This window comes from Agrobacterium fabrum str. C58, assembly GCF_000092025.1.
GTDB lineage: Bacteria > Pseudomonadota > Alphaproteobacteria > Rhizobiales > Rhizobiaceae > Agrobacterium > Agrobacterium fabrum.
This window is the reverse complement of the sequence record NC_003063.2, coordinates 340,441-351,996: the sequence shown is the minus strand read 5'-3', so window position 1 is coordinate 351,996 and position 11,556 is coordinate 340,441. Positions and strand designations below refer to the sequence as shown.

Sequence of the window (11,556 nt, the reverse complement as noted above, 5' to 3'; positions counted from 1 at the left end):
TAGAGAGGTGATTATCAGGAGTGATCTTCACCGACATCCGACACATGCGAGTTACCGCCTGTGATCGTGACGTCAACGGCATTGGAGAGCATGTTGGCGCCCTGCACCAGTTCCAGATGGAAGCCGGAATTTGCAAGGATTGCCGATGCATCCGCAGTGCTGGTACCTGCTGCGTCGTCGCCGGCCTTGAGGTCCCATCCCTTGCCGTCCATGCCTTCGGCACCAAAGGCGTCGCCTGCATTGGCGCTCAGGTGGTTTTCAGCGCCACCGTTCTGCATCTGGACGTCATAGGCTGAATCCTGGTCCGCCAGGTGATTGGCCTGCACGAGGCTGAAGCCCGTGTCGTTGCCATCGCCGTTGAGCGAGGAGTTGAGGATGTTGTCAACGTCGAGGGTGAAGGAGAAGTCGTCACCCAGGTTGAAGGTGAGATCCCCGCCGGCGATGCCGAGGTTGCCGACATCCTTGACGCCTGCGATGTTGCCGAAGTCGTCATCCGACTTGTAAAAACTGTCGGCGGAATTAAAGCTGTCGGTGGTCGTTGATACTTTGGTGGAGGTGTCATTGTCGGAATAGGTGAAGGTCTTGTTGTCCGAATCCGAAACAGTCTTCACATTGGTATCATTGTCGCTATACGACTTGCTTTCGTAGCTCCAGTCGTAGTCGGTCTTGATGTCCGTATTGGTTTCGGTGCTCGTCTTGGTCGTGGTGTCGTTGTCGCTGTACGACTTGCTGTCATAGCTCCAGTCATAATCGTTGTCGCGATTGTCACCATTGCCAACCGCAACGTCCACCTTGGCGTCGATATCGACATCCGTGTTGGTGCTGTTGTCGCTGTTGTCGTTGTTGCGGTTTTCGCCGTTTGCGGTGCCGACATTACTGTCTTCAACCTTGGCGTCATTGGTCGAGGTGTTGGCAAAACCCTCGGAAAGCGCGCCGATCTTGGTGATGTCGTCGCCAGCAGGCTGTGGATTGTAACCCATTTCGATTTCCTCCGAAAAAGCTCGGAGCAGCTTTCGAAATCCCTCTCATCTAAAACGGGATTTTTATCGCGCTTGCCCCGGGTTGCACATGGATTGATGTTTTGCAGATGCACTCGGTACGCATCATCTGCGGCTCGGTATCGGCCCGTGACCGGGCTCTCGTTGTTCAGCCCTTGTGCACCACTCGGTAAACAGGCGCACAAATCCGTTCCTCGCTCCAACGGGGAGCGCGGTGGCTTCGTCTTTTTTTGCTTGCATGTTTCTTGAAAAGGGACCGGCGTTTTTAAACACACGTCAAAGCCGGCAATGTCTTTTCATCGGTCGCCGTTGAGCGACGGTCAGACTGTGCCGCAGAAAAATTACGCTTCCTAGATATCAATTCGGGCTAAACACATCGGCGCTTACGCCAAATATATATGTCGCTTGGGCGGCGACGGGGGCTGTTCACCCTGGTAGAACGCAAAAAAAAGCCCGCTTCTGCTGGGCAGGACGGCTGTTTTTCAAAAGATGGTTTATTCCGCCCCGAAAGCGCCCTTATCCCGAAAAGAAACAGCTTCGACGTTGCTCGTCGATGAGCTATGCAAAGGGAAAACAACCAGAAGTTATATTTTGCCGGATTGCAAAACCGCAGCGAAAGCTTTTCCGACGGGCTTGTTTTTGCAGCGGCTCCAGACTGAATGATTCTGTCCGGCCGTAACCTATTTTGTATGTCAATTGTAAAAAATAACCCGTTTGGGCCATTTATTTACACAGCTTTTCGTATTAGCTTACGTTAATTAACGGGTGATTAATGATAGTTGACATGGCCTGAAGCGGGAAGCGCCCCTAAGTATCCGGGGGAACTCCCGATGAACTGCTTAGCCAAAAGAATGTAATGCGTAAGCGCTTTAGGGAGGCGTCAATGTTCATGGGAACGTCAGATTATGCAGCAAAACAAAAAAATGCCGTTGCTCCTATAAATGGAACTTTATTGATTATAGCGGATCCGGATCTGTTTTCCGAGTGCCTCATGGAGGCGCTGGGCAAAAAGTTCCCCACGTTTGCGGTGGTCAGCATAAAGTCATCTGCGGAGATCGACGATGATTACGGTAACAGTGTCCGTCTGGTCTTGCCTTACCGGATGTCGGGTGAGCGGCTTCACACCGTTCTCTCGGAAGTTCGGGAAAAGCATCCCGATGCGCCGATCGCACTTGTCGTCGAAACCATCGATAAATTCGAAGAACCGCTGAAGCGCCTGGTGGGAATGCGTATCATCGATGGCGTGCTGCCACTCAATCTGCGGCTCGATGTCTTTATGGCCGCCGTTGATCTGCTTATGAAGGGGGGAGAGCATTTTCCCGCAGCTCTTCTCGGCAAACTCACGCCTTATTCGCCGTCCGTCAGCGGCAAAAGCGTTCAAAACAACGCCGTGATCGCCAACCGTGCCGATGCCCTTGCTGCAAGCAGGAGCGAGGTGGCGGCGCTGACGACACGCGAAGTGCAGATCCTCGACCTTTTGTGCAAGGGCACGCAGAACAAGATCATCGCTGATCGGCTGCATCTGTCCGAGAACACGGTCAAGGTTCACGTTCGCAACATCTATAAAAAAATGAACGTGCGCAACCGCACGGAGGCGGCATCGCGTTTCTTCCACAAGGATGAAGACGCGACCTTCTCCGGCTGGACGAACTGAGCGTCAGGTCGGCCTTGGCCGACCTGACGCCAGTTGGTTCCAAGATTTCTTCCTGAGGCTCAGGGCCTCAGGAAGCAGCGGGATTTCTGCCCGAATCCGCTCGGTGAGCAGATATAGGGAGAAGAACCGGAATAGGCGTGCCGTGACACGGCGGGCGTATCCGAATCATCGGCAACAAGCGTAACGGCGGCATTGCCCGTTTTTTGATAACCGTAGGACGCCTTCGCCGGAGCGACCCGGCTCTTGATCGTGGTGGCATCGGAAGACGCGGTCTTGATGAGAACGGCGTCTTCGACAACGGAGCATGAAGCCGTCGCGAAGGTGAAAGTTACAAGTGCTGCGGCAACAAGCGCGAAGCGACAATGGCGGGCCGCTTTGCCGCTATGGGAATAAGGCATTTCATTCGTCATGTGTGTCCCCTGAAATCGACTGTCTGTCGCATCTCGCCGGGCGGTTTTGTACCCGGTGGACCGAGCCTTACAAAACCAGGATAAGCCCGACTGGTTGAGCGAAGCTTGCGCTAATGCTCAATAAGAAAGGCATAATGGAGGCGTAGTTAAAAAGTATTAAATACGGGGGTTATTTTGAGTAATTTTGGGTAATCAATTGTAATATTTCGACAAAATGAAGTTGACCTGTTTTTTGTCGCGCTTATCATGAAAGTTGAAGTTTATCGAATCGAAATATTAAAACCTCCAGAAGAAGTAAAAACCGGAGGATGATATTCAAGATACCGCGCAATCGGGAGTTTGATCCAGTTTAGTTGAATCAGCCGCGCTGATTCCTCATGGGGAGGTTTGTGTAATGCGTAATTTCGTTCCCAACGATCAAGACAACGGTGCCACCATCTACTCTGAATGGAGGCCCGGGCAACGGGTTCTCGTGAATGGTGGCGCCGGTTTCCTCGGTTCCCATCTCTGTGAGCGCCTGCTGAGTTGCGGTCACGAGGTGATCTGTCTCGACAATCTGTCGACCGGTCGCACCGCGAATGTGGAGCATTTACGGGATAACAAGCGGTTTCTGCTGGTCGAGCACGATGTGCGCAAGCCCTATGACATCGATGTCTCGTTGATCTTCAACTTTGCCTCGCCGGCGTCGCCGCCAGACTATCAGCGCGATCCCGTCGGCACGCTTCTCACCAATGTGCTCGGCGCGGTCAACGTGCTGGAGGTGGCGCGCAGATGCGGTGCAACCGTAGTGCAGTCTTCGACATCGGAAGTTTACGGCGATCCCCATGTCAATCCGCAGCCGGAAAGCTATTTCGGCAATGTAAATACAATCGGGCCGCGAGCTTGTTACGATGAGGGCAAACGCAGCGCCGAAACGCTATTTTTTGATTATCACCGTTGCTACGACGTCGATATCAAGGTGGGGCGTATCTTCAACACCTATGGGCCGCGCATGCGTCCCGATGACGGACGCGTGGTTTCGAACTTCATCGTCCAGGCGCTGAAGGGCGACGACATCACCATTTATGGCGATGGCAGCCAGACCCGTTCCTTCTGTTATGTCGATGATCTGATCGATGGTTTCCTGCGCTTCTCGGCCAAACCGAAGGATTGCACCGGACCGATCAATCTCGGCAATCCCGCAGAAATTCCGGTGCGGCAGCTGGCCGATATCGTCATTCGCATGACGGGTTCGCGTTCGCGTATCATCCATCTGCCCGCTGCGATCGACGATCCGCAGCAGCGTCGCCCCGATATTTCGCGGGCAAACGAGCTGCTGAGATGGCAGCCGCGTGTACCGCTCGAAATTGGCCTGGAAAAAACCATCGTCTATTTCGATGCACTGCTCGCCGGCAGGAAAGTGGCGGAGGCCGTATGAGATGGCCCGCACAATCCTCGTCACGGGCGGGGCCGGATTTATAGGCAGCCACATCTGCAAGGCGCTGGCACAATCCGGCTTCAAGCCCATTGCTTACGATAATCTCTCGACCGGTCACGCGGATTCCGTTCGCTGGGGGCCCTTGATCGAAGGTGACATTCTCGATGGCGTCCTGCTGAAAGCCACACTTCGGGAATTCTCTCCGGCCTTCGTCATCCATTGTGCGGCCAACGCCTATGTCGGCGAATCCGTCGAGGATCCGCGCAAATATTATCGCAACAATGTCGGCGGCAGCCTGTCGCTGCTGGATGCCTGTCTCGACCAGAATATTGGCGGGCTGGTGTTTTCTTCCAGCTGCGCCACCTATGGCGTGCCGCAGCAATTGCCGATCCGTGAGGAAACGGCACAGATGCCGGTCAATCCTTACGGGCGCACCAAGCTGATCTTCGAAATGGCGCTGGAGGATTATGCCGCCGCCTATGGTCTGCGTTTCGTGGCACTGCGTTATTTCAATGCGGCCGGTGCCGACCCGGACGGCGAGCTTTACGAACGCCATGAACCGGAGACCCATCTGATCCCCCGGGCGCTGATGGCCGCCGCTGCAAGGCTGCCGCAACTCGATGTCTTCGGCGCGGATTATGACACCAGCGACGGCACCTGCATTCGCGACTATATCCATGTCAGTGATCTCGCCGATGCCCATCTGGCCGCCGTCAACTACCTTTCGGATGGCGGCGAGACGCTGCGTGTCAATCTCGGCTCGGGTCACGGTACGTCAGTCGGCGATATCATCCGGGCGATCCACCGGGTGACCGGACAGGAAGTGCCAGTGCATTTCGGCGCAAGACGTGCCGGCGATCCGCCCGCGCTCTTTGCTGACATCAGGCGCGCGGAAGAGACGCTGGGCTTCACCCCGAAGCGTTCGGATATCGACACCATCATCCGCACGGCCGGTCCCGGCTTCGGACTGGAGGCGCGGTCATGAAGACGCACTCGACGCCATCAGTGCCATCGGCCCGGGCGATTGCTGCGACCGGCGATCTGCGGATGCAGCCGGTTTTCCGCGGCTGGAACCGCATGGCCTATCGTCTCGGCATCGGCGGCTGGCTGGTGACCCTCGCCTGGTTCTGGATCTGGTGGCTCGACCGCGATCGCATCATCGACTGGCCATATTACACGGTCGTCACGATAACGCTCGCCTGGATCACGCTTCTGCCGTCCTATTTCATCTTCATCTTCTTGAATGCGAAGGTCGTCGATCCGCAGTCGCCACTGCCGCGGGGCAGGGTGGCGATGGTCGTCACCAAGGCGCCGTCGGAACCCTTTGCCGTGGTAGAAAAGACGCTGCTGGCCATGCTGGAGCAGAAGGGGCTGGAATTCGATGTCTGGCTGGCCGACGAGGCCCCGGATGCACACACACTGAAATGGTGTGGAGCGCACGGCGTTTTCGTCTCCACCCGGCAGGGCGTCGCCGACTATCATCGCAAGACCTGGCCGCGTCGCACCCGCTGCAAGGAGGGTAATCTCGCCTATTTCTACGATCACTATGGTTACGAGCGTTATGATTTCGTCGCCCAGTTCGATGCCGATCATGTGCCTGAACCGGATTATCTGCGCGAGATCATACGTCCCTTTGCCGATCCGGCTGTGGGGTATGTCTCGGCCCCGAGCATCTGCGATGCGAATGCCGATCAGAGCTGGGCCGCGCGTGGCAGGCTATATGCCGAGGCAAGCCTGCATGGCGCACTGCAGCTGGGCTACAATAATGGCTGGGCGCCGCTTTGCATCGGTTCGCATTATGCCGTGCGCACGAAGGCTCTGCGGGAGGTTGGCGGCCTTGGGCCGGAGCTTGCCGAAGATCATTCCACCACGCTTCTGATGAATGCCGGTGGCTGGCGCGGCATCCATGCCGTGAACGCCATCGCCCATGGCGACGGGCCGGTGACTTTTGCCGACCTCATCGTGCAGGAATTCCAGTGGTCGCGCAGTCTGATGACCATTCTGCTGCAATATTCGCGGCATTACGTGCCGAAGCTGCCCCCGCGGCTGAAGTTCCAGTTCCTGTTTTCGCAGCTCTGGTATCCGTTGTTCTCCGGCTTCATGGCACTGATGTTCGTGCTTCCGGCGGTTGCGCTGGTACAAGGCCATGTACTGGTCAACGCTTCCTATCCGGCGTTTCTGATGCATTTCCTGCCGGTTTCACTGATCATGATCGTGTTTGCCTTTTTCTGGCGGGCCACGGGCGCATTCCGTCCGCACAATGCGAAGCTTTTCAGCTGGGAAGCCATGGTGTTCCTGTTCCTGCGCTGGCCCTGGTCGCTGATGGGTGTGCTGGCGGCGATACGGGACACGGTCCGTGGCGATTTCGTCGATTTCCGCATTACGCCCAAGGGCACGCAGGCAAAACCGCCGCTGCCGTTGCGGGTTGTCGCGCCTTACATGGTGCTCGCAGCGCTCAGCCTTCTCGCCATGGTTCTGGCGCCGCGGGAAAACGGGGCGGAAGGTTTCTTCATCTTCGCCGCCATCAATGTGGCGATCTATGCGGGCCTGTCGGTGTTTCTGCTGATCCGCCACGCAATGGAAAACGGTTTGCCAAAGCTGCCGGCCCTGCGTGGCGGAGCAAGCGCTGCGGCCTGTTCCTTGCTGCTGGTGGCCGGAAGTGCCGCTGAACTCAGCTCCCATGCGATCGGCGGGCTGGAAGCCCTGTCGCACGGGCAACCCTATGTCAGTTTTACCGAAACGCGGTTCACGGTCGCGGGTGCGGGCGTGGAAGGCGCGAGGTCGATACGCCTGAAACTGCGCATTGCCCTTCCGGTATTGCGTGGACCGCAGGACATGCAGGCGGAGCCTGTCGTTGTACCGCCGCCAGCGGTGGCAACTGGAGAAATATTGCTGGCCGACAATAGGGTCGGGCAATGAAGGAGGAGGCTGTGATGAGAACAACAATAAGCAAATGCGGATTCTCCGCTTTCGTACTGTGTCTTGCAATGGTTGCGCCAAGCGCCGTCCATGCTGCAGGCGGCACGAAGACGCCGAAACCGCTCAGAACCAGTGAAGTCGTGGAGATGTACTTCGACAAGACCTGGAAATGGGATACGGGCGGCGGACGCTTCATCGCCGACGGCCGTAAATTCATCGCCGCAACGGAAGAAAAAGGCAAGAAGTCCGTCGGTGAAGGCCGCTGGACCGTCGATGCCAACGGCACACTGTGCATGCGCGCCACCTGGAAAGCCGAGGCGGGAAGCGGCAAGGCCGATACCTGCTTCGACCACGGCCGCATCGGCAAGGTGCTCTACCAGCGTAAGCAGGGTGGGCAATGGTACGTGTTCAGGCACAACCCGCCACGCCCTGGCGATGAATTCCTCAAGCTCGTCCGCAAGGACGATGTAACGCCGCAGATCGCCGCCTACGACAAGGCGATGACGGCAACAAGGTAAGGAGTAAGGTGTCATGCAGATAACAAGAAGAACACTTCTGTTCGCAAGTGGTGCCGCCGCAGCCTTTACCGCCGGCATGTACCCGGTGCTCAAGCTCGACGCACAGGGGGTCGCCCCCATGACCTCGACGGGCATGAAAACACTTGCCGACAAACGTCCGACATTGCATGCGGATGGCATTCGTTTCGGCGCTTACGATCCGCACGGCGATTTCACCGGACAGACCGGGGTGGCGACGGAACATCTGTTCCTGCCCTGGGAAGATGTGGATCTCGACAGCCTGGCGCTTGCGGACGCCTATGCCCTGGAGCGCAAGCGCAACGTGCTGATCACCGTCGAGCCTTGGTCCTGGGACGTCAACTGGCGGCTTTCGTCCGACGAGTTGCGCCGCAAGGTGCTGAGCGGCGATTACGACAAGAACATGCAGGCGATCGTCGCACGCATGTCGGCGATGAAGAGCCCGCTGATCCTGCGCTGGGGACAGGAAATGGAAGACACGTCCGGCCGCTTCTCGTGGTCGGGCTGGAACCCGCGTGATTACATCACGGCCTATAAACGCATGGTGGACATGACCCGCAAGGCGGTTCCCGGCGTCAAGGTGATGTGGTCACCCAAAGGTCTTGATGGCCTGCGGGCTTACTACCCCGGCGACAACTATGCGGATCTTGTCGGCCTCTCGGTTTTCGGTCTCGAGGATTATGACAAGATCGAATATGGCGGGCCGAAGACTTTCACGGATCTGCTGCGCAAGGGCTATGGACTTGTCGAAACCTTCAACAGGCCGGTCTGGGTTGCCGAACTGGGCTATGAAGGCGGCGATTCCTATGTTCGTCCGTGGATGAACGACGTGACGTTGAAACAGGCGGATTTTCCGAAGCTGGAAGAGGTCGTCTATTTCAACGACAAGGATGTGCATCCCTGGCCGCACAATCTCGGCAAACCGGACTGGCGCGTCGTGCGCCCGGCCAAGGCTTGACTGATCTCTGAAACCGGCGAGCGGCCGATGCCGCTCGCCCGGTGGGCGAGGTCTATTGCCCTTCTGCCAGCACCGCCTCCGCCTCATAGATGGCGCAGACGATGTGATAAAACGTGCTTGCCGGTGCCGGCTCGTCGAGCATCGGCCTGTCGGCTGGCCATTTGTCGAACCACAGGCCCTTGACCGGTGTGTCGAGGAAAGGTTGCAGCGCGCCGATGGCGCGCAGGCCCGAGGTGAGGTAGCGCTGCCGTTCCTCTCCGCTCGTGACGCTCGCAAGCCGCACAGCAGCCTTCAGCCACTCCGTCTGCGGCCACAGCCGCGCCAGCCCGTCATGCACCGAAAAATCATCGTAAAGGCTCATGATCGCCACCTTGCGGCGCGGGCAGATGCCGTGTTCTTCTCCGATTTCGAACAGGCGCCTGGCCTTCGTAATCGCTTCATCATTGCCGCGCAGGCTGCCCCAGCGTACCAGAAGCCAGGCCCATTCGAACTGGTGGCCCGGCTCCATGATGCGGCCCTTCTCGCCCTCATGGGGTGTCCAGTCATGGGCGAAGAACTCGCGCAACCCACCATTGTTGCCATCGATGAAGCGAGTGAGGGCAAGGCCGGCAATCTCATCGGCCAGTGCCGACCAGGGGCCTTGCGGGTCCTGCGCTTCCCAGGCCAGCATCGCCTCGAAAAGATGCATGTGGGGATTGGAACAGAGCGGGGTGCGCGGCGGGTTCTCTTCCTCGAAGCCGGCGACGGGATGTCTGTAGTCGCGCTCGAGAATGGCGAGGATGTCAAGCGCCCTGACGCGCATCTCGTCCTTGCGTTCGGGAAGGCTCGCGGCCGCCTGCGCTGCGGCGAAAAGCGCAAAAGCCTGATTATAGAGATCGAAGGAGGGATCGATCAGCCGACCGGTCTGGTCGGCGAGGTTGCCGTAAAGGCCGTTTTCAAGCCGATAGACCTTCTCGAACCAGGAGAGGCCATGCGAGAGCGCGTCTTTCCACGGTCCCTGCCAGCCATGCTGGCCGGCGGCGGCGAAACAATAGGCCTGGCGCGGCTGCACGCGGGCGCGGCGATCATCGGAAAAAATCGGCTTCGCATCCTGGCTGAGACGCTCGTAAAAGCCGCCATCCGGACGCGCCGAACCCGCCTCCCACCACAGGGGCAGGGCATCTTCGTCAAGCCATTTCCGTAATGTTCCGATCTCTTCGGCAAGCGTCTGCGAAATGCTCGGAAATTGGACTGTCATACGATAACTCTCTGTTTTTACAGTTGAATTAAAAAATTGACCAATAAAAATACGTAATAATAGACGCAAGTAGACCATGGGACATATTGCGCTGCAACCGTAAAATTATCGGCCTGACAGGATGCCAACCCCTTGGCAGCGCCGTTGGTTCCCTGTCTTTTGTGGCAGATACGGGCCGCCTCAGCGATTCGCGAGTCATGAAGTGTCAGAAATTACAATGCAAATTTGAGATTGCTTATTCGCAGTCCTCACGTATTTCGTAGCAATGGTCTGGTCATTAGTGATTCGGTTTCCTTTTAACTTGGGCGGTGTTGGGGAAATAGAGGGGCGCAAGGCAGAGAGATTTTCTGCCTATACTTCATTGCTGTTCTCCGTTGCGGTTCTTTCGGCCTGCAATACTCCCGCGGGCGTTCGGTCGTTCGGGGGCGCGCAGATGGCATCTCCTTCCGAAGCGCTGATTTTCCCGCCGCCCGGTGGTCCCGAAATCGTTGCCGTGGTCAATCGCACCTATTCCAACGCCGTGGCGCAGCAGGTCATCTTGCGCTCCGAGACCACCACTCCCGGGCAGAATTATCTCAAGGCGGAGTTCTTCGGCCCCCAGCAGGCGGGCGATACCGATCGTGACGCTCTGACTTTCAAGGGTTTCAGGGCGTCTTCCGTCGCCCGGGAAATCCGCGCCGAGTTTCCGGGTGAAGCCATCGCCATGTCGGCAAATTACCTGCAGAATGGTTATGGCGCCTTTTCATACGCAGCCGGCAAGGGTCACGGCGACGATATGTGCCTTTATGGCTGGCAGGACATACGCTCGCCCGAAAGCATGCGGCAGGATTATCGCAATCTCGGACGCATCAAGGTGCGGCTGCGGCTTTGCCAGTCCGGCGCAAGTGTCGAGCGGCTGCTGGCGGTCATGTATAATTACACGATCACCGGCACCTATGCGTCGCCAAGCTGGAACCCCTATGGCACGCCGCGGGCGGTGGATCAGAATCTCGGCCGGCCTGGCAGCCCGGTCTATCCCATGAAGACGGACGATGTGCCGATGCGGCCGGGCGGTGAGGTCACGGCCAGTGTGCCGCCCCGGCCAGCTCGTCGTGCGACGGTCGCCGCGCCCACGCAGCCGGAACCACAGCCGCTGCCGCCCGTTGCGGCTGTCAGTATTCCCTCGCCCACATCGGCGGGTGCGCCATCACTGCCAGCGCGACCTTCGGTGGGAGCCAGGCAGGTGGATAGCCGTTCGGTGGAAAGCGGCCCGCAGCCATCGCAGGTTCCGCAGGTGTCCATTCCCTCGCCAGCTTGTCTGGCCGGTTCGGGAGCGGCACCGGGATGCAGGTGATCGGCGGAACCAGCGGGAAAGGCGGCGCCGAGACGCATATCATGAAATTTCCGAGCCGAAATTCCGGACGAGGAAGAGAACGGAAAGTTTCTGG

The 11,556-nt window shown here is 58.0% G+C and carries 10 protein-coding genes; 7 read left to right on the top strand and 3 right to left on the bottom strand.

All coding sequences use genetic code 11. The features are described 5' to 3' along the window. Positions 1-14 precede the first annotated feature (14 nt). Positions 15-980 carry a fibrinogen-binding protein gene (locus tag ATU_RS15335; protein ID WP_006315234.1) on the bottom strand — a complete coding sequence of 322 codons (966 nt, stop codon included), beginning with the start codon at positions 978-980 and terminating at the stop codon, positions 15-17. A gap of 901 nt (positions 981-1,881) precedes the next feature. On the opposite strand from ATU_RS15335, the gene ATU_RS15330 reads away from it, so the two are divergent. Next, on the top strand, positions 1,882-2,652 hold the full coding sequence (locus tag ATU_RS15330; RefSeq protein ID WP_010972940.1) for a helix-turn-helix transcriptional regulator: 771 nt from the start codon (positions 1,882-1,884) through the stop codon (positions 2,650-2,652). 59 nt (positions 2,653-2,711) lie between these two features. On the opposite strand, the gene ATU_RS15325 is transcribed toward ATU_RS15330, so the two are convergent. Beyond that, positions 2,712-3,062 carry a hypothetical protein gene (locus ATU_RS15325; RefSeq protein WP_010972939.1) on the bottom strand — a complete coding sequence of 117 codons (351 nt, stop codon included), beginning with the start codon at positions 3,060-3,062 and terminating at the stop codon, positions 2,712-2,714. A 394-nt stretch (positions 3,063-3,456) separates the two neighbouring features. Between ATU_RS15325 and ATU_RS15320 the strand changes: the two genes are divergently transcribed. From ATU_RS15320 to ATU_RS15300, 5 genes are read left to right on the top strand one after another with little or no spacing between them, the layout of a single operon-like run. Continuing rightward, entirely contained in the window at positions 3,457-4,479 is a 1,023-nt protein-coding gene (locus tag ATU_RS15320; protein WP_010972938.1) for a UDP-glucuronic acid decarboxylase family protein, read from the top strand. Position 4,480: 1 nt separating this feature from the next. Beyond that, the gene (gene galE, locus ATU_RS15315; protein ID WP_010972937.1) at positions 4,481-5,464 is read left to right on the top strand and encodes a UDP-glucose 4-epimerase GalE; all 984 of its coding nucleotides are present in this window, start codon (positions 4,481-4,483) and stop codon (positions 5,462-5,464) included. Further along, on the top strand, positions 5,461-7,398 hold the full coding sequence (locus ATU_RS15310; RefSeq protein WP_010972936.1) for a glycosyltransferase family 2 protein: 1,938 nt from the start codon (positions 5,461-5,463) through the stop codon (positions 7,396-7,398). Before galE ends, ATU_RS15310 begins: the two co-directional genes overlap by 4 nt. 14 nt (positions 7,399-7,412) lie before the next feature. Further along, positions 7,413-7,916 (top strand): DUF995 domain-containing protein, encoded by a 504-nt coding sequence (locus tag ATU_RS15305; protein ID WP_010972935.1) that lies wholly within the window; start codon positions 7,413-7,415, stop codon positions 7,914-7,916. 13 nt (positions 7,917-7,929) lie between these two features. Next, the gene (locus ATU_RS15300; protein ID WP_010972934.1) at positions 7,930-8,892 is read left to right on the top strand and encodes a glycoside hydrolase family 26 protein; all 963 of its coding nucleotides are present in this window, start codon (positions 7,930-7,932) and stop codon (positions 8,890-8,892) included. 52 nt (positions 8,893-8,944) lie between these two features. On the opposite strand, the gene ATU_RS15295 is transcribed toward ATU_RS15300, so the two are convergent. Beyond that, positions 8,945-10,129, bottom strand: a complete 1,185-nt coding sequence (locus ATU_RS15295) for an AGE family epimerase/isomerase (RefSeq protein ID WP_010972933.1) — start codon at positions 10,127-10,129, stop codon at positions 8,945-8,947. 433 nt (positions 10,130-10,562) lie between these two features. Here ATU_RS15295 and bcsN point away from each other — a divergent pair, with 433 nt between their 5' ends. Next, positions 10,563-11,462 carry a cellulose biosynthesis protein BcsN gene (bcsN, locus tag ATU_RS15290; protein WP_010972932.1) on the top strand — a complete coding sequence of 300 codons (900 nt, stop codon included), beginning with the start codon at positions 10,563-10,565 and terminating at the stop codon, positions 11,460-11,462. Positions 11,463-11,556: the final 94 nt, after the last annotated feature.

What these genes read in the sequence shown, in the direction of transcription:
- ATU_RS15335 (WP_006315234.1), bottom strand. Translation starts at nt 980, where the DNA reads ATGGGTTACAATCCACAGCCTGCTGGCGACGACATCACCAAGATCGGC.
- ATU_RS15330 (WP_010972940.1), top strand. Translation starts at nt 1,882, where the DNA reads ATGTTCATGGGAACGTCAGATTATGCAGCAAAACAAAAAAATGCCGTT.
- ATU_RS15325 (WP_010972939.1), bottom strand. Translation starts at nt 3,062, where the DNA reads ATGACGAATGAAATGCCTTATTCCCATAGCGGCAAAGCGGCCCGCCAT.
- ATU_RS15320 (WP_010972938.1), top strand. Translation starts at nt 3,457, where the DNA reads ATGCGTAATTTCGTTCCCAACGATCAAGACAACGGTGCCACCATCTAC.
- galE (WP_010972937.1), top strand. Translation starts at nt 4,481, where the DNA reads ATGGCCCGCACAATCCTCGTCACGGGCGGGGCCGGATTTATAGGCAGC.
- ATU_RS15310 (WP_010972936.1), top strand. Translation starts at nt 5,461, where the DNA reads ATGAAGACGCACTCGACGCCATCAGTGCCATCGGCCCGGGCGATTGCT.
- ATU_RS15305 (WP_010972935.1), top strand. Translation starts at nt 7,413, where the DNA reads ATGAGAACAACAATAAGCAAATGCGGATTCTCCGCTTTCGTACTGTGT.
- ATU_RS15300 (WP_010972934.1), top strand. Translation starts at nt 7,930, where the DNA reads ATGCAGATAACAAGAAGAACACTTCTGTTCGCAAGTGGTGCCGCCGCA.
- ATU_RS15295 (WP_010972933.1), bottom strand. Translation starts at nt 10,129, where the DNA reads ATGACAGTCCAATTTCCGAGCATTTCGCAGACGCTTGCCGAAGAGATC.
- bcsN (WP_010972932.1), top strand. Translation starts at nt 10,563, where the DNA reads ATGGCATCTCCTTCCGAAGCGCTGATTTTCCCGCCGCCCGGTGGTCCC.